This window comes from Pseudomonadales bacterium (genome assembly GCA_041395945.1).
In the GTDB taxonomy this organism is placed as follows: Bacteria; Pseudomonadota; Gammaproteobacteria; order Pseudomonadales; family Azotimanducaceae; genus SZUA-309.
On sequence record JAWKZN010000002.1, the window covers coordinates 233945 to 253678 of the forward strand.

General features: G+C 61.0%; 4 protein-coding genes. 1 reads left to right on the forward strand and 3 read right to left on the reverse strand.

Features of this window, described 5'->3' with window-relative positions; all coding sequences use genetic code 11:
- Window positions 1-21: 21 nt before the first annotated feature.
- The 3 genes from R3E82_17825 to R3E82_17835 are packed head-to-tail and all read right to left on the reverse strand — an operon-like array spanning window position 22 to window position 18509.
- Entirely contained in the window at window positions 22-11259 is an 11238-nt protein-coding gene (locus tag R3E82_17825) for a PKD domain-containing protein (GenBank protein MEZ5552745.1), read from the reverse strand.
- A 5-nt stretch (window positions 11260-11264) separates the two neighbouring features.
- Window positions 11265-18149 carry an FG-GAP-like repeat-containing protein gene (locus tag R3E82_17830; GenBank protein ID MEZ5552746.1) on the reverse strand — a complete coding sequence of 2295 codons (6885 nt, stop codon included), beginning with the start codon at window positions 18147-18149 and terminating at the stop codon, window positions 11265-11267.
- A gap of 24 nt (window positions 18150-18173) precedes the next feature.
- On the reverse strand, window positions 18174-18509 hold the full coding sequence (locus R3E82_17835) for a hypothetical protein (GenBank protein ID MEZ5552747.1): 336 nt from the start codon (window positions 18507-18509) through the stop codon (window positions 18174-18176).
- 619 nt (window positions 18510-19128) lie between these two features.
- On the opposite strand from R3E82_17835, the gene R3E82_17840 reads away from it, so the two are divergent.
- Entirely contained in the window at window positions 19129-19725 is a 597-nt protein-coding gene (locus R3E82_17840; GenBank protein ID MEZ5552748.1) for a hypothetical protein, read from the forward strand.
- The last annotated feature ends 9 nt before the right edge of the window (window positions 19726-19734 follow it).

Here is a 19734-nt window from a genome sequence, read left to right on the forward strand (position 1 = left end):
GCAGCAGTCTGAGCAGCGGCGCTAGCGGGCCCTTGCCGAAGGTGTCGCAGACGCCTCGTTGGACGGCGTCGTGGATTCGACCCCATCCACCACCGCTGTGACCACGTAGTACAGGCGAACACCGTTCGTCAGGCCTTCATCCAGATAGGTGGAGTAGGTCGACGTCGTGTTTGCGATCATCGTGTACGGACCACCCGAGCTAGCCGAACGGTAGACGTTGTAGCTGTCCGCGCCCGTGTGAGTCCATACCAGTTGAATCTTGCCGTTCTTCGGTCGGGCGGAGAGATCGGTCGGTGCCGGTGGCGGTTCGACTTCGTCCTGTTCCACCGTCACCAGCAGCGTATCGCTGCCGATACCGCCGTCATCGTCGGTGACCGTCACTGTCACCGTGTAGTCACCGGCCGCCGCATAGACATGACCGCCCGCCACGGTGCCGCTGCCGGCACCCTGGGTCAGTGCGCCCGGCTCCACCGTGCCGTCACCCCAGTCGATGCTGGCCGTGTGAGTATCTTCCACACCCGCATCCGTGAAGGTCGCCGGATCCAGGTTCACCGTGCCGCCGAAGGCCACCCCGGGCTGGTCTGCGCCCGCATTGACCACCGGTGCTGCGTTGTTCACCACCACCGTCGCGGTATCCGAGTTCGAACCGCCCTGGCTGTCCGCCACCGTCACCGTCACCGTATAGGTGCCGTTGTCGGCATAGACATGGCCCAGCGTGAACGCCATACCGGCCAGCGTCAGCGGCTGCACGCCGCTGCCGTCGCCGTAGTCCACCGTCGCCGTCCAGGTATCCGCATCCGGATCCGTGAAGCTGCCGGCACCATTGAAGGTGTCGCCCTCAACGATCGTGGCACCCGCACCCGCATCCGGAACCGGCGCCGTGTTCGGCTGTGCCAGCACTGTCACCAGCAGCGTATCGCTGCCGACGCCGCCATCATCGTCGGTGACCGTCACCGTCACCGTGTAATCACCGGCCGCCGCATAGACATGACCGCCCGCCACGGTGCCGCTGCCGGCGCCCTGGGTCAGTGCGCCCGGCTCCACCGTGCCGTCACCCCAGTCGATGCTGGCCGTGTGAGTATCTTCCACACCCGCATCCGTGAAGGTCGCCGGATCCAGGTTCACCGTGCCGCCAGAGGGTACGGCCGGTCGATCCAGACCTGCGTCGACCACCGGCGGCGTATTGCCCACCGTCACGATCAGTGTGTCGGAGCCGACACCGCCGTCGTCGTCCGTGACCGTGAGGGTCACCGTGTAGACGCCGTCTTCGGTGTACGGGTGAGTCGGGGTCAGAGAACCCGATGCGGCCGCACCGTCACCGAAATCCCACTCGATGGTGTGCGTATCCGCGGTACCCGGATCGGTGAAGGTGCCGCCGAAGGTCACACCGCCACCTTCCGAAATCGAGGTATCGAGACCGGCATCGACAAGCGGAGCCACGTTGTTGACTGTCACCGTTGCCACATCGAAGGCATCCAGCAGCGAATCGGTGACCCGCAGCCCGATCGGATAATCGCCATCGTCCACCCCGAGGAAGCTCGGGCTCGCGCCGAGCGCATCGTCGTATTCGCCATCCGTATCGTAGTCCCACAGGAAGGTCAGCGGATCCCCGTTGGGGTCGCTGGATCCGGCGGAGGTCAGCACAATGGAGCTGCCTTCATCGATCACATAGGGCCCATTGGCGTTCGCGACGGGTGGCAGGTTGGCGACTACGGTTACCGAGGTGAAGTCGACGTCGGTCAACCGTTCCTCGGGATCCTGCAGGCCGTTGCCGTTCACATCGTTGAGCACAGCGTTGTCGTACACCCGCAGGCTGATGGTATGCAGCCCCTCCGCGAATATGGGGGTCGGGTTCGGACCCGTGGCCCCGGTGTAGTCGAACGGGAATCCGTCGAGATCCCACTCATACAGCGTGATAAAGTCCGTCGGATCAATATCGAAGGAAGCGGTCCCATCGAGCGGACAGGGAATGCCGGCGGTGCAGGTGTACGGCCCGGCGGCTTCTGCATGCGGCGGATGGGGTGGAATCGCGATGATGATTTCCACCGTGTCGGTATCCGTCAGCGCCGGTATGTTGTTGTCCGTGACCCGCAGTCGCGCAACGACTGCCTGGGGCAGGCTGGCCTCGGGATAGTCGGCGGTCGTGTAGGTATAGGTGGCCGTCGGCTCGTTGCTCGAATAATCGAACACCCCATCGCCGTCGAAGTCCCACTCGTAGAGCACCAGGGAGCGGAACGGATCCAGGTGGAAGGAACCCGAGCCGTCGAACTCGAGCGGAATGTCCACGCCCCAGACCCGATCGCGCCCGGCGTCCGCCACCGGCGGCTGCTGGAACAGCGAACGGCTCAGCATGATCACGCCCCAGGCGCTGCGCAGCTGGCCGGTGATGAGACTGGTACCCGGGAAGCTGCCGTCCGCCGACTGATCATCGACCAGAGTGCGGGCGAGACCAAGGACCGGATCCCGGAACCAGTCGAAACCGTTGTAGCCAAAATTCTCCACCGCCTCAGGCTCCGCCAGGCGCATGGCTTTGGTCAGCGCATACATCGCATAGTAAGGCCGGTTGCCGGGAGTGATGATGTACTGGGTGGTCCAGTTCTGCGCGACCCACCGTTCTGAGGCAATCCAGCGATGGTCGTTCTTAGTCTGGTCGCCGAGCACCATCTGTACCAGGCCGGAAGGGGTTCCGGCCTGGGTAGCTCCACCACTGGTGTAACCCCAGCCCGGATTGCCGTAGTTGGTGTTCAGCAGAACCTGATTCTGTTCTTTCACCCAGGCAGGGATTGGAATGCCGAAAGTATCTTCAGCCGCCTTCATGCCGATCGCGCCCCACTGCGCGGCCGAGTTATCCGAATCCGCATTCCACGCGTAACGCCAGCCACCCGTGGATGAACCGCTTTCCGACTGTCCCCAGGCGAACTGATCCGCCATGTCGGTCAGGATGTCGAAGTAGCTGCGGCGCAGGATGCCCGCAGCTCCTGTAACGGTTCGGGCGAGCGGATTGCCCGCGCTCGCGATGGCATCCATCACCTGACCGCCCTGGTAGATGGGCTGACCGCCGGATCCATTCAGCCCGGTCTGGATGCCGATGCCGTTGCCGTTGGTGTCGGGTTCGCCGTGCACCTGGGTGCCGATGGCAACTGTACCCAGATCCCGGAACAGCTGACGCAGCCCGCGCGCCACCGTTTCCGCATAGGGATCATCCCGATGGCTGACGCTTTCCAGGTGACCGTTCACCTGGAACGACTGAATTGCCGATGCAGTGGCGCTGGCCCTGGCGTTGCTGGTCCAGTAGCCGGTGTCGAAACCTTCGGCTGTCGACCGCGTCTGAGTCTGGTGCAGATACCACAGGCCTTCGTCGATGGCGATGTTGATCTCGGTTGTCAGATTCAGCGGCCGCACGATGACCGGATAGGTGGCCGATCCGGTGTTGCCGACGCTGTCCGTGACCGTCAGCGTGGCGGTGAACGGCGTGCCGATGGGTGCTGCCGGATAGGTATGAACCACCGACAGGTCGTAGGGATTGGTGACTGGAAGTACCGCGGATGCTGTTCCATCTCCGAAGTCCCACTGATAGGTCACCGGGTCGGCATCACGCACGATGCCCTTCACCCGGATGGCCTTGCCGCTGTAGGTCTCGTGCGGCACCAGCGGATCGAAGGCGACCCAGGGCACGGTGATCACGTCTGGTGCCACATTCTGCTCCACGGCGACCTGAGTCTGGGTGGTCGACGTCTGACCGGCACCATCCTCGACAGTCAGCGTCGCCACGTAGGGACCAAGACTCTCCACCGAGAAGTTGTCGAAACTCGCATCCCCTGAATTGACGACCGCGTGCAGTTTCAGCGGATTCGTGGTCGAGTTGAGCGAGGTATAGCCGGTCAGCTGGGTCCAGTTGGTCTCGCCCGTCTGCCGGATAAAATAGTTCGCCCCGGCCGACAGCAGATCGATGCGCAAATCGTACTGCACACCGCGGATATAGGTGCCCACTGCGCCGCGGTTAAAGCCATTTTCGTAGATGTACAGCGTACCGTTATAGAAATAGAAGGCGTGCGGCATCACCGTGTAGCTGTAGTTGGTGCTGGTGTCCTTCACGCCCCACATCAGGAATCCGTTACCCACTGTGCCCTGCAGCACCTGACCGTAAACGGATTGCCGACCACGATCGAAATTCTGGACGCTGGTCACATAGCGGTTGCCCCAGCCGCTGATTCCGGTCAGGTTGACTGTGCCACCGCTCTGAATCGCACCGGCGCTGAGCCAGACCGAGCTGTCCAGTGCCGGACCGTCGAAATCGTCCTCGAGTATTACTCCGGCAGGTTCCGCGGATGAAGGATAAACATGGAACGGCGTCGCACCCACTGCGTCGATATCGTTGGTGAAATTGCCATCGCCGTCGCTGTCTACATCCGCATCGAAATCCCAGCGGTATTCGGTGATACCGAAATCATCACTGGACGGGGTGGCATCGAAATACACCGGCGGACCATTGGCACCCCCGGTGGTCGGTGCACGCACCGCGGCTACCGGTGCATCACCGACGATGACATTCACCGTGGTGGTATCTGTCCCGGTTTTGAGCGTGTTGTCCGTGACCGTCAGCTCGACGTCATAGGTGCCGACCGTCTTGTAGAAATGCCGGGCAGCTGCACCCCTGTCGGTGTACTCCAGATTCGCCGTCTGCGAGCCCGCTGCGTCCGGTCCGCCGGTCATCTCGCCGAAGCCCCAGTGGTACTGCTGTATTGCATTGTCGTCCGTCGAGCCGGTGCCGTTGAAAGCAACGAAGCTGCCGACTTCGGCCGTGTAAGGGCCTGCCGCTTGCGCTACCGGCGCATCGCCGTCCTCAATGGTGATGGTGGTGGTGTCGAAGGATTCCTGCAGTGCATTGTCACGGACCCGCAGGGTGACGGATTCAACCGTCGGCTCGCTGTATTCCCGTGTCACGACGGCACCCGAGAGATACGGCACCACACTGGTATTGTCGAAGCTCGAGGTGCCACTGTAGACGCTCGCGCCGGGCTGCAGAGGTGATTCGGTCGAATTCAGTGATGTGAAGGCAGTGAGTTGCGTCCAGCTGCCGGCTCCGGCCTGGCGGAGGTAGTAGTCGGCGCCCTGGTCTCGCAGCACGATGCGCACATCGTACAGCGTGTTGGCCGCGAAGCTGCCCTGATAGCCTCGATTGCTGCCGTTTTCATAGATGTAGACACTGGCGCCGGCGAAGTAGATGGCGTGTACCAGACTGGTGTAATTGAAATCGGCTACGCCCACCGGGAAAACGCCGACCATCGTGTTGGCACTGGAGATGACCTGGGTCCTGAACTCGGTGCCCGCCGCCCGCTCGACCGGCGCACCGGCATGCCGGAATCCCTGCAGGGCCCAGTTGCTGCTGCCCGCAATGGTCATCCGCCCGGCGGCTTCGGTGGTATTGCTGCCGACGGTCCACAATCCCGTATCGACAACACCGTCTTCGAAATCGTCGACGGCGGTCGAGGGGAATTCCCAGCGGTAGTCGAATATGCCGGCATCGTCGGTGGAACCGCTGGCATCCAGCGTGGCTGTCCAGACGCCGTAGCTCGCAGCGGCTTCCCCGAACACATAGGGACCCCCGGCATCGGCGTTCGGGCCGGCACCGAGTACCACCTCCACAGTGGTGGAGGTCGAGACAGCCTGACCGGCGTTGTCGGTGATGGTCAGCGTCACCTCGTAGGACCCCGTGGCGCCGTAGTCGTGACTCACCTCGGCGCCGCTGCCGGTGGTTCCGTCACCGAAATCCCATTCGTAGCTGAATATCCCGAAGTCATCACTCGATCCGGTTGCATCGAAGTCCACCGTCCAGAGACCACCGGTGGCGAAACTCTCATCCGCAACTGCCGGTGCCACCAGGTCGGGCACCGGGGGATCGTTGGCCTGCACGTCCACGGTCGTGGTCGCGATGTCCGTCTGACCCGCATTGTCAGTCACTGTGAGTGACAGCGTGTAGGTGCCGGTCGCCGTGTAGCGGTGGCGCATGCTGTTACCACCGAGATAGGTGCCCATATCATTGAAGGCGTTGGCACGACCCAGGGTCTGGATGAGCACAGGTCGGGAACTGACAATGGTGTGCACGCCAGAACCACTGGCGAAGTCAGTCGGTGCTAAAGCCAGGTACTGATCCCGCTGCAGGGTGCTCGCGGGCGCACCATCGATACTGATGTCGGTTGCGTTGTTCGGCGCGAATATGACGATACCGTCCATCAGGTTGTGCAGCACGAATTCGGTGCCAGCACGACCACCGGCAAAGGACACGTCGTCGCCCAGATTGATGATGGCCGTGCCACCCTCGGTATCACCGGCCCAGACTTCCACGTCGGCCGTGCTCGCCAGCCGGAGGCGCCGGGTGCCAACCGCATTCTGATACCACATATCTCCCGCCGCGATGGTGGCGGTATACAGCGAGGCTCCGGTATCCAGATCGAAGACCTCGACATCGGCGGCTTCATGAGCGAACGCCGCGATCGCACCGGTGCCGGCGGTGGTGGCGAAGTAGAACAGGCGTCCGGCGCCGTCGCCGTTACTGGCCGGGACCGTGGTATAACCGCCGACTCCGGTGGTCTGCATGGCCACGTCGCCCGTCGCTACTACCCGGTAGACGGCGTCGCTCAATCCCGAGATCAACTGGTACTCACCCGCCCGGATGTTGAAGCTCCGCAGCGCAGCACCCGAGGTATTGAAGAAGGTGACTGCTGCGTCCTGGTGCGCATAGAGATAGAAACCGGAATTGTTGTCCAGATGGAAGATGAACTCCCTGCCGACCGGGCTGGCATCGAGGGAGGGCATGAACGCACTGTGGTTACTGAGGTCAGTAAAGTAGGCCGCGACCGGTTTGCTGGCCCGCACCTTGTAGTACACACCATCACCGGGAGAGACGCCGTTCCAGGTCTGGAAACGGTTCAGCGTGTTGCTCAGCAGTACGCTTCGGGTCTGCAGATCGATGATCTCGATGAACGTACCATCTTCAGTGGCGACGATGCGTTGCAGACTCGCATCCGTGGTGTCGTAGCCATAGAGATCGGTGCCGACAGCGAAGTAGGTGCCCCGGTTTCCATCGGGCATGCCCGAGGTGTAGACCGTGCCATCACCGAAATCCACCGTATAGCGTTGTATGCTGGTGTCATCGCTCGACGCTGAGGCATCGAGGGCGAATTCCCAGTGCGAACCGTAGGCGTCCGCCTCATCGACTACGTAAGGGCCACCCGGATCCGCAACCGGGGCATCACCAGCGGCCGCGCTCGTGGTCAGCAGCACCGCGTCACTCTGATCCGCATGGTCGCTGATGGTCAGGGTGACGTCATAGTCTCCCGCCGAGGCGAAGCCATGAGTAATGGTACCGAGCGTGGCGCCACCCTGTGTCCAGTCACTGTCGAGCGGTGTCACCTTGACGTTGTCGTAGCGCATGCTCTGGTTGTAGGCGAGCAGGCCAATGCCACCTTCCGGGTGCGCGGCGCTGGTTGCCTCGACCTGTAAGGTCTCGGTGCCACCTTCGGGGGTAACAAAGAGCTGCATGGTGTCGCCCACCACACGCAGACGCATGTGATACCAGCGATCCGGATCGAAACCCACGCCTCCTTCTGCCAGTGTCGCCGCAGTGTTCCAGTCGTAGAACCGCCAGAAATCCCAGCTGTTCAACGAGTAGAGCAGGAAACTGTTCTGAGCACCCGAATTGCCCGCGGTGTTGGGATGGTGGAACGCGATGCCAACATATCCGTCGGTGGTGCCAGGCAGCACATTGAAGTCGAATTCGAGCTCGAAATCCTGATAAGTGCGATCGACATCCTGCAGCCAGCGCCAGGCACCACCCGACGCGATCACATTGACTTCACCGTCGACGACGGTCCAGGTGCCACCGCCGTTCACCGTCCAGCCGGCGTAATCGCCATCATCGAAGTTGTCCGCCGTCGGTGACAGAGTCAGCGACGTACCGTCATCCCAGTCGAGCAGATAGCTGGCTATCCCCTGCACATCAGCGGATGCCGCCACGTCATACCAGCCGGTCCAGGTGCCCAGCGAAGCAGCTGTCTCATCGAGGGTCGCCGGTCCCACCAGATCAGCAACAGGCGTATCGGCACCCTGTGCGGTCACCGTGGTGGTGGTGGTGCCCGTCTGACCCACCTGATCATAGACCGTGAGGGTGACAGTGTAGGTGCCTGCCGCGGCATAGGTCGGACGGGGATAGACCTCAACCGAGTCGACCTGCAGGCCATCGGCAGCGTCGAAATCCCACTCGTAACGGACCACCGGACCATCCGCATCGCTTGAAGCTGTGCCATCGAGAGTGCCATGCCAGTGGCCGTTAATGGCGTTCTGCTCACCGAACACATAGACCCCGCCGGTGTCCGCGACCGGATTGTTGCCGTAGACGACGACCCGCACACCGAAGCTGTCCATCTGGCCGTCGTCATCGGTAACCGTGAGCACCACGGTGAAGTCGCCCTCGTTCAGGAAGGTGTGGTCGACCGTCTCACCGGTGCCGACGTTGCCGTCGCCAAAATCCCAGTCATAGCTTGCGATGCTGCCGTCGTCATAGGACGCGGTCGCATCGAAACTGACGACGCCGCCTTCATTGACCGAAGCAAGATTTGCTGTGGCACGGGCGAATGGCTGCCCGTTGACGCGGCCGACCGGTGCGGCGACACCCATCGAACTGGAAGGCATGGCACTGACCAGCTGCCGCGTTCCAAAGGTGGCATCTCCGTTACCCGGGTAATACCAGATCTGATTGAGCGTGTACGTGCTCGCAACGATGTCCGTGTTCCCGTCATTGTCGAAATCGTAGGGTGCATAGGCACCGTATGTTCCGAGATCGAGACTGGGTTGCAACACCCCGCCGAGGAAGGTGCCGTCACCGTTGCCCTGGTAGAAATAACCGTCCCCGGTGCTGCCGTTAGCGCCGAAGACATCCAGCAGACCATCGTTGTCGAAATCAGCCACCGCGATGCCATATACATCGCTCAGCGTGCCTATCTGACTGGTCGTGAATCCACCCGCGCCGTCGCCCCGATAGAGGTATATCGGTCCGTTGCTCAGGCCCCGGACAAAGTCCATGTTGCCATCGTGATCCACATCGCCCGCATCCATACCCCGGCCTGAACCGGTACCTGCATCGGGCAGTTGCGTCGCCGTGAACCCGGACACCATCCGCGGTCGCGTGAAGCGGAAATCGTCGAACCAGAACTGCTGGCCCGTGGTTGCATTGTTGGCCGTATACCACTCGAATTCAGCCAGTCTGGTCGCGGTGGGATATACGCTGCGGACCGCCTGATAAATGTCGATCTCGGCCGTATGCCAGGCATCATCATCTATCAGTGGCACGGCGTGGGGTGATACCGGGTAGATGCCCGGATCGGCACTTGCCGTGCCGCCGATCTGCACCCATCCCAGCAATGTGCCGTTGATGTCGTAGACGTTCAAAAGCATACCTACCGGGGTACCTGCAGGAATTCGGTAGTCGAATCGCACCGAGGATCCACTGGTGAAGTACATATTCGACGGATTGATGTCGATCGACAGTTCGGTCGGCGTGCCGGTGGCGAACACGCGCATCGACCAGGTGCTGCCGTTCGGAGGAGCCGTGGTGTTATCGCGGGCGAGGGACGTTCGGACGAGCTGGCCGCCCCAACCATCGTTCCCGGTCTCGAAGTCTGCAACCAGGAAATTCTCGGCCTCGGTCACCAGTGGTCCGGTATTTTCGAAATACCAGGCACGTGCGGTGTTGGTGTCGAGCACGAAGTCCATGTCCGCGTCGTTGTCGAAATCTTCCGCTGCCATGTCCATCAGATAGCCGGGGTTCGAACCGTCGAATCCACCCAGATACACGGGTGCCAGGAACTGGCCGGCCTCGCGGCGGAACAGATACAGATCAAGCAGCGCGCTGTTCGGAGTACCGGTGATCAGATCGAAATCGTCGTCACCGTCGAAATCGGCGATGACCACGCCTGCAGTGGTCCCGCCGGTCGATACATCCTGTTCCGGACGGAAATCGAAGGTACCGTCACCGCGGCTGGTACCTGTAAACAGCCGATTGTCGTAAGTGATGGCGCCGATGTAGACCTCAGCACCCATGGTGATCGTATAGGACTGGCTTGCGGTTGCGCCGAAGCTATCGGCTACTTCCACCGTCACGTCGTGGCGCAGAGCAATCCCGGTGCCCGGCAGCCAGGAGATCAGACCCGTCGCCGGGTCGATGGTCATCCCGGCTGGCATCGTGGTCAGAGCGTAGGTGATCACATCACCTACTGCGATCTCCGCATCGGCGACGGCGACCTGATAGCGATAGGGAACGGCTTCCGAGGCTGCCGTGTTTGGTGTCGAGACAATACTGGGCGCAGTGTTGATATCGCCCACCACCACGGTGAAATTGGTGGTGTCACTGTGGCCGTCGGCGTCAGTGACTGTCAGGGTACCCTGATGAAAACCGGGTGCCGTGTACTGATTGAAACTGATGAAGGGACCGGATCCAACATAGCCATTGTCGAAATTCCACGCGTAGCTGACGATACCGACATCGTCCGTCGACAAGGAGCCGTCGAACAGAATGCTCTGGCCCGGAGTGATCTGCAGATAGGGTGCCGCCACCCGTGCCTCTGGAGCGCCCGGTTCGACCAGGCGTATGTCGTCCACCAGCACTGCAGAATCACGGCGACCGTCTCCCAGATCTTCGATCCGCAGTTCCAGGGTGACCAGATCGCTGCCGTTGGCCGAGCCGGCGACATTGGCCACCATGGTGCGGAAGCCGGTCTGCAATCCATAGCCGGTCCAGGGGGCCTCGTAAAAGCTGTCGAAGGTGTCTGAAGTCAGCAGAGTTTCTTCACCGCCGGCAGTCACCAGCACCAGCTTCACACTGAAGGCATCGTTGGCAAAGCTCGGATCCGGCTCGTCGGTGAGGAGGTTATAGTCGATCCTGAGGGTTTCGTACGCCGGATCGATGGTGAAACTGGCGATTGAGATGGTGCTCACGTCCGCATCCGCCGGTGTCGAGCCGAAGTCCGGCTCGGTCGTCAGCAGCAGCGCCTGACCGCCCTCGGTCGCCTCGAGGATGCCGAGACCGGTGACGATCATCGCATCACCGGTAGTCGTCATACCACCCAGACCCGTTTCGAAACTGCCGTCGGCAGCACCGAGGATATTGGTCTCGGCGAGGATGGTGCCCGGCAGACAACTCAGCAAGACCGAGGCAGCGGTGAGTCGACGGATATAGGCGGCTGTTTGTCGTTGTTTATGCATGGCCATCACTCAAACAACCCCGGGCACGCAGGCTCGTCACCGAATAGAGATGGATCGTCCGCGGGTTGCGGTGCAGGATGCTGATCCGAAACGGTGTTTCCCACGAGCGCCAGGAAGGTGAAATAGGACAGATAGATCGCAATGATGTTGGTCGCCAGACTGAACCGTTTCGCCGCTGCCAGTCCGGTCACCAGTCCCAGCGCATACTCCTTCTTGACGAAGTGGTTAAATCCGCAGTTCACATAGTGCGCGGGCTTACCATCATGTTCAGGCAGCCACTTCATCCAGGTGGCCGAGTTATTGGCGTGTATCAGCGATACCACCTTGCCTGCGGTGGTGGACATCTTGTAAACGACACCGTAAGCCTTCTCGACCGCGCCGCCGCCGAGATTGACCACCTGCGTGATGTCCTCTGCATCCAATGCGGCCTCGACAGATGCAGCATTGAATCCGAGCGCCTCCCTGGTCGAGCTCTCGTTCAGACGCAAATTCGGGATATTGATGGCGATCTCGTTGATCTCGTCGTAGACCTCCTTCGCCGGTTTCAGGATCGTGTTGTAGGCGAGGGTCGCCAGTGTCGCCGAGATTGATATCGAAATAGAGATCGAGATCATGCCGAATCGCCCGGTCGGGTCGATTGCGTTCACCGGATTGTTAAACGCGTACTGATACGGGTGCAACGTCATCGGCATGAACGGATCGCCCTGAGCGGGGTCGCGGCTGATGAACCGCGCTACCTCGGGATCGTAATAGCGCTCACGCATATAGTAGAGGCCCGTATCCGGGTCGAGTCGCTGGCCTGCGAACCTAAACTCGTTGGTCGTGGTGACCGTGCTGCCCGCATCGGTACCGTAGGCATCGTAGTCATAGCTGTCTGTTACAGCACCGCTTGCGTTCGTCAGCAGTCGCGCGCTGCCGAGCGCATCCGGATGGAAGTATGCCGCGATACCGCTGCGATCCGAACTCACCAGACCGTGGCCATAGACGTAGCTCGCCTGCACCGTACCAGCCCCATCGCGCTCGAGCAGTGTCTGTGCGAGACCGCTGGGATCGGTGAGGTCCACCACGTAGCCTGTGGTCACGCCGTTGACCGTACGGCTGACCCGGTTACCTGCAGCATCGTAAGTAAACTGACTCACCGTCCCGCCGGGTTCCACGCGTTGAATCAGACGGTTGCGTGCGTCGTAGGTGAAGGTGGTGACATCCACGCCGTCGGTTATCGTCGTGAGATTTCCGCGCGGGTCATAGGCAAAGGACCGGGCGCCAACCGTGAGGATCCGATCATTCACATCGTAGGTTGCCGTTTCGGAGCCGCCACCGGGAAGTGGAATCGAGATGATGTTGCCGACCGCGTCATAGGAATAGCCCGATGTACTCGTGCCATCGGTTACCGAGGACAGCCGGTTGAGCACATCGTAGCTGTAGTCGAGCGTGCGGCCTGCTGTTTCGATGACCTGAACCCGGTTGCCGGCTGCATCGACATCGTACAGATAGTCAGCAAGTACAGTGGTGCCATCCGGCGCAAGGTGAGTCACCCGGGCTGTACGATTGCGCGAATCGTAGGTGAGAACCGCACTCGTACCATTCGGATAGTCGATGCCGGTGACATTGCCGGAAGCATCGTATTCATAGCCGGTCACACCAGCATCGGGATCCGTGACCGAGATGATGCGGTCAACCTCATCGAAGGCATACAGGATAGTGCCCTCGGGCGACGTGATCGAGATGCGGTTACCCGCCGTATCGTAGACGTAGTTCAGCGTCACACCATCAGGCGATGCCGCCGACACAAGACGATCGCGAACGTCATAACCAAAGGTCCAGGTTCCGAGCGCACTGGTGGCAGTAGCGAGCATCCCGCCATTCGTATACGTGTAGCTCTCGACGCTGCTGTCGGGGAAGGTCCGGCTCACGAGCCGGTCGCGGCTGTCGTAGGTGTAGGTTGTCGTCGCGCCGGAGAAATCAACGTGCGTGAGCACGTTACCCATCGCATCATAGGTCCAGGACTCCGCCTGACCGCCCGGCAGAGACTTCGACAGCATTCGGCCGAGCGCATCATATGTGAAGGATGTCGTGCGACCGAGTGCATCGGTCTGGGTGAGACGATTGCCCGCTTCATCATAGGTGTAGCTGGTGACCCCACCCAGCGCATCGGTCACGGTGAGCAGATTGGCTGCCTCGTCATAGGTATAGCTCGTGACATTACCGCGCGGGTCTGTCACCGAAGTCACCCTTCCGTTTGCACCGTAGGTTTTTCCGACCGTCGCACCATCAGGCAGCTGGGTTTGTGTCAGGTACTCGGAAAACAGCATCGTAGTGTCGTACACATAGGTGGTCACGTTGCCGTTCGGATCGGTTTTTGTCGCAGGACTCACCTGATCGAAGTCATAGGTGTAGGTCGTCACACCACCGGCCGCGTCTGTTTCAGTAAGTACCCGGTTCAATCCGTCATAGGTATAGGTGGTGACGTTACCCAGCGTGTCTGTCTGGGTGAGCAGATTGCCACCCGCATTGAATGTACTCACAGTGGTGCCGCCATCGGCGTAGATCACCCTGGTGAGCCGGTCGCCGCTGTCGTATTCGAAGAAACTCGTCCGCCCGCCCGTATCCGTGTGCGCCGTCTTCCGCGAACGCAGATCGTAGGAGAACAGTTCCGACGTGCCATCGGGATGGCTGATACGGGACAGGTTGCCGCGACTGTCATACTGATAGCTGGTCACTCGACCCAGTGAATCGGTCAGACTGGTACGGCGATTGCTGCCATCGTAGGCATAGGTGGTCACGCCACCTAAGGGGTCCGTAATCGTGAGTACATTGCCGTTGCCGTCGTAGGTGTAGGCCGTGGACTCCACCACCGGAGAACCACCCACGGTTCTGGTAATCGCCGACGAGGTGCGCCTGCCCAGCGTATCGTAGTTAAACGACCTGACCAGCCCGTTTGGCGAAGTGATCGTGGTTGCGTTACCGGAAGCATCGTAACCAAGTGTCGTGACCCCGGCAGCCGTGGTCAGTGCGGTGGGGTTGCCCTGCGCGTTGTAGGTCAGCCCCTGCACAAGATCGCCGTTTGCATCGCGTTGCGCGGTCACGTTGCCATTCGTATCAAAGGAGAAGTTCAGCTCCTCGCCACCGGCCGCCGCGATCTGGGTGATGCGTCCGGCCGAATCGTAAGCGTAGCTGGTGAGGTTGCCTAGCGGATCGGTCTCCGAGGTCATCTGGTCATTGGCGTTGTACGTGAACGACCGGACAAAACCGTTCGGATTCGTCTCGGTCAGCTTGTTGCCACGACTGTCGTATGTAAACGTGCTGGCTGCGGCACCCACGCTGCCTGAAACGACATTGCCGTCCTCGTCGTACTGCACCACCCGGATCGTGCCACCACCATCTGTAACAGTTTCGGTGCCGTTGATGACGTCATGGTCGTACTCGCGACGGTTACCAGCACCGTCGATCTGCGCGATGAGGCGTCCGCCCGCATCGTATTCGTTGCGTAGAGGGGTATTCCCCAATGGATCAATTATCTGAGTGAGATAGTGGTCCGGCGCATAGACGAAGGTCGTGGCATTGGCCGCACGATCAGTGACAAGACTCAGATCGCCATTGCTGTCGTAACTGTAAGTAATCGGGTTATTCACCGGATCCCGGATGGTGGTGATGCGGCCCTGACCGTCGCGGGTAAAAGACACGGACTTGCCGCTCGAATGCACAACGCCGCTGTTGCTGATGAACAGTGAATTGCCGTTGGCATCGCCGATGCGTTCGACCCCGTTGATCAGATTGAGATCGTACTCCCGTCCGTCGAGGGTGGTGAGGCGCACATCCTGCGGGTTGTACACCAATCCAAATCGAGAATCGAAGATGTCATAGGTCAGTGAGTCAGAGCCGTTCATCCACGCCACTTCATTGGTGCCGATTATGTCGAGCGTCGCTCCCGGCACGCCGCCAACCTGCACGAATGACACCTGGCCGCCCGTACATCCACCGCTGATTGCACTTCCGAATCCGAAGAATTCCACCTGAAACGCAAATTTGTAAAACTCGGTATCCGAAAAGCGGACTTCGGTGATGTGGAACAGGTCTTCATTCGCGATGCTGCATGGCGGATTGAAGAATCCCCCGCCTGGGGTGATGAACCAACCCGCCCCCAGTTCCCTGTTGTTGGTGTAGGTGCCTTCGTTCTCCACTTCCAGATGCCAGCCGTTGCCGAAATCCTCCACTGCGCTGCGACGTCGACTGTCGTAGGTGCGCTTGATGGTGATCGGTATACCCGCCACCGGTACCTTCAGGTCCGTGTAGGTGATCGTGAAGACGCCCGGTTTGAACTCACCGTCCGCCGTGTATACGCGTATCGTCTGCGCCGACAGTCCGTTGATGTCGATCGCACTCAGGCGGATATCGTAGAGCCCGTTCTCCAGCACGCTGGTGTCGAGTGCGCCGAGCACACCGCTCTCCACCGCCTGGGTGCCGGTATCGAAGGTCGTGAACGGATCTCCGCTGCCGGTAGCCCGGTAGGCGAGTTCGTAGCTCACCAGGGTGAGGTCCGTGGCCGTTCCGGTGAACTCCGCCACACCCGTGATATCACTCCCCTCCGCGGGTGCCGTGATCGACACGACCGGGGGTGCCGTATCCGTCGACGGATCCACCGCGTTGAACACCACGGTATCGGTGCCGGTGTTGCCGGTCGGGTCGGTAGCAGTGGCTACCGCCGTGTAGCTGCCAAGCGTTGGGGGCACGAACTGAGCCTGATGGCTTGCGTCGAGGACCAGCGGTGCACCGTTCACCTCGAGGGTCCGACTCAGCACGAAGACATTGTCGGTGGCGTTGACTGTCAGAGTCACAGTGCCGCCCGGGATCGTAGCACCCGGTACCGCGACCAGATCGACTACCGGTGCCTCGTTGTCCGGAATCCCCGCGGCGACGACGGCCACGACCTGGGTCGCGACGTTACCCGCCGGATCCGTCGCGGTGGCGGTAAAGGTATAGGTACCGGGAATAAACGGCGTGTAGCTGCCTGCACCCGCAGCGTTCAGTGCAATCGGCTGATCCACCGGGCCGCCGGCAGGACCGGTCACCGTCACGCCGAAAGACGCTACCGCGATGTTATCCGTTGCACTGGCATTGATTGCGATCGGATTGGTGATGTCGACCGGATCCGGGGTTGCGCTCAGGGTTACCACCGGATCATCGACATCCGCCAGTACCGTGATCGTCGTGGACTGGAAGCCCGAATTGCCTGCAGCATCTGCAGCTTCGGCAAGCACGGTCAGCGCACCGATGGCAAGCGGCGCATAGTTCGCTGTACCAGCAGAAGTCAGCGGAACGTTGACACCGCCGACGGTCAACGTACGGCTGACGACACCGCGATCATCGGTCGCGGTCACCTGGAAGCTGGCACTCTGACCCTGTGTGACAGTGTCCGGGGTCACGTTGACCGTGACTATTGGATCGGCCACGTCATTGGCCTGCGCAAGGAAGGCGGCCTGTCGGTTCGAGACATTGGCGAGGTTGTCCGTCGAGGTGACGCTGACGCTGTGCACACCGATCTGGCTCGGCACGAAACTGTACTGCCCACCACCGAGATCGGTGGGTGCTGTGGTGCTGGTATCGGGCTGCACGATCTGTACCGAGGTGGATGCCACGCCGTCCTCATCGAAGGTGCTGACCAGGATGCTGACCGTGTCGGTCACCTCAATGTAGTCCGGTGTAATGTCGATCAGAATCCGCGGCGCGGCTATGCCGTTGTCGTAGTAGCGGTTCTGACCCTGGGGTGTGGCCACCAGCAGGTCGAGATCGAAGTCCTCGTCCGCATCGACAAAGGCCACTCCAAAGCTGCGACGATCATCGACCGGCAATTCAGTCGCCGTGGCGTCGCTGAAGGTACCGGCACCGTCGTTCAACAGCAGATGATCCTGGCCGAGCGCTCCTACCAGCAGATCCAGCGACCCGTCGAAATCGATGTCACCGGTCACCACCTTCACCGCAAAGCCGTTGACTACCGGCACCTGCCCCGCGCCCGCCTGCACAAAGGTCCCGGCACCATCACTGTTGATCAGCAGCCCGACACCGGCGCCGCCTTGAGCTACCGCGATGTCGTTGTCGCCATCCCCGTCCGCATCGAAAATCACCGCATCACCGGAGCCATCGAGTGCCACTGGCAACTGTGCTGCCGTTACATCCGTGAATGTGCCCAGGTTGTCGTTCAGATGCAGACGGTTCTGACCGGAAAAGTTGGCAAAGAAAATGTCGGGTGAGCCATCGCCGTTGACATCATCCAGTGCAACGCCGTAACTCAGATCCGTATCCGCCGCGAGTCGTCCTGCCGGAGCACCTGCAAACACCCCCGCTCCGTTGTTCAGCAGCAGTTGATTGGCCGATGCACGATTGGCAACCACCGCATCGATGTCGCCATCGCCATCCACATCGTCCAGCGCCACATCGAGGCTGGTGGCGTTTCCGACCGGCAGACGGGCAGCTGTCTGATCCGTAAAGAAGCCGGAACCATTGTTGATCAGGATCCGATTCTGACCATCTCCCACCAGCAGAGCATCCACACCATTGACGCCGTCGACATCGGCGAAGGCCACAGCCAGCGTGGTGTGCAGCATCGCCGGTAATCTGGTCGCGGTCTCGTCGACAAAGTTCCCGGAGCCGTCGTTCACCAGCAGCCGGCTCTGACCGCGATTGGCCACCAGCACATCGAAACCGTTCACCCCGTCGATGTCAGCGACCGCGAAATCGTAGGAATCATCAGTGTCTACCGGGAAGCGGGTGTCGGTCTGATCGTTGTAGGCACCAAAGGCGGAGCCGATCAGAAACCAGGGCTGCAGCAGCGCGATGATGAGCGCGTAACTTATCGATCTCAGCCCCGGAGTTGTCTTTCTCAATGCTCGCACAGCCTCGTCTCCTGATGACGTCCGTCAGCCGGCTTCGCGGTTCAGATCGGGAACCGCGTCGTCGCCGTCACCTGTTGGTTTGTGTTGTTCGTATAGTTCGCGCAGTGAATGCAGCGCGCTGAAATCCAGATCTGCCGGTAATTGCGACAGATCGTTGAAATACAGGTCCCAGAGTTCTGCGGCATCCATCCACCCGCGGCCGGGGATGTAGATCTGATCGCCGGATTCGTTGTAGCGCAGGCTTGTGGACAGCTGCGCTGAGTCGACGGGCTGGTCGACCGGGCGTTGGTCTGCAGACTGGTGGAGCGAGGAATCCTGGATGGCTGCGGCCCGAGAGGCCTCCATGGCGGGATCCGCCACCTGGCGGGTCGCGGACTTCGGCTCGCCACATCCCCATGACAGAAGCATGACTACGGCAACGAGTCCGTAACGGACCCGGAATACCCTCGTCCCTTTGCTATCGATCAGCTGAACCAACCATCCCCCTCAAGCCCGTACATCCCCTGCAGTCCCGTGCCGTCTTCAGGACCTGCGAATACCCCGGAATTCCAGCCATGGCTCCGTGGACCATGCCGCAAGCAGTCAGAATTCCTCAGGCAGACAAAATTCGGAAAGCAATATTCGAGCCGATTCTGGATGTGCCCCCGAGAAGCCTGTCAAGTCAATGACTTAACTGATGGCACCTCGCCGCATTGATGAATGTTTAGACAGGGGTGTCAGAAATTCCGACACGGGGGATCTCGATTCATCGCCCGCCGATACCGCATCATGGACCGCACTTCGCTTCAGATAGTCAGAAAATTCAGCAGGTTAGTGATCACCCTGCATTGCTTTGGCGGGTAACCGGTGGCACCGGATACCCTGTCGGTTTTCTTTCCAGCCATGCGGAGAAAATCATCAACCGCGCGGATGGACCGCTCCAGGCAATTGCCCGAATGATGTCTGGAAAGCCTCAGCCAGCTCGGCTAGCCTGCCGCGCGTGAAACAGGGCCTGTCCAGAACCGCCGGAGTGGTCGCAATCGCTTTGCTGATGCCGATCATCCCGTTTGTTCTGCTGGGTGAATTGCCAGGCGAGCGCTGGCTTTCGGCAAGTGATGACAACAGCTTGCGATTCGCCCTCACCGGCGCCGGTCTGCTGGTGATCGACGTACTGCTGCCGGTACCGTCGAGCATCATTGCTACCCTGCTGGGTGCCCGTCTGGGGTTTCTCGCCGGATGGCTGGCAGGCTGCCTGGGACTGACGCTCGGTAACCTGATCGGCTACGGGGTGGGTCGGCTGTGGCCCGCCCGCTACGCGCCGGACATCCCAGACCGGCCGACGTTACTCGCGCTGATCCTCAGCCGGCCGGTACCGATCGTCGCCGAAGCGGTAACCATTGCGGCCGGAGCCGCACGGGCGCCTTTTGCCCAGGTTGCTCTCGCAAGCCTCGCCGGTAATCTTGCCTATACCGGAGTACTCGCCGCCAGCGGTGCGGCTCTACTGAGCACGCAGTGGCATGCTGTCGGACTGCTCGTGACACTCGCGGCGCCTGTCCTGGGCTGGCTGCTCTGGCAGCGATCGCGGACCGCACCCTGACGCGGGCTG

Bases quoted from the DNA above. Each gene is read 5' to 3' on its own strand.
- R3E82_17825 (MEZ5552745.1), bottom strand. From the start codon at position 11,259: ATGCATAAACAACGACAAACAGCCGCCTATATCCGTCGACTCACCGCT.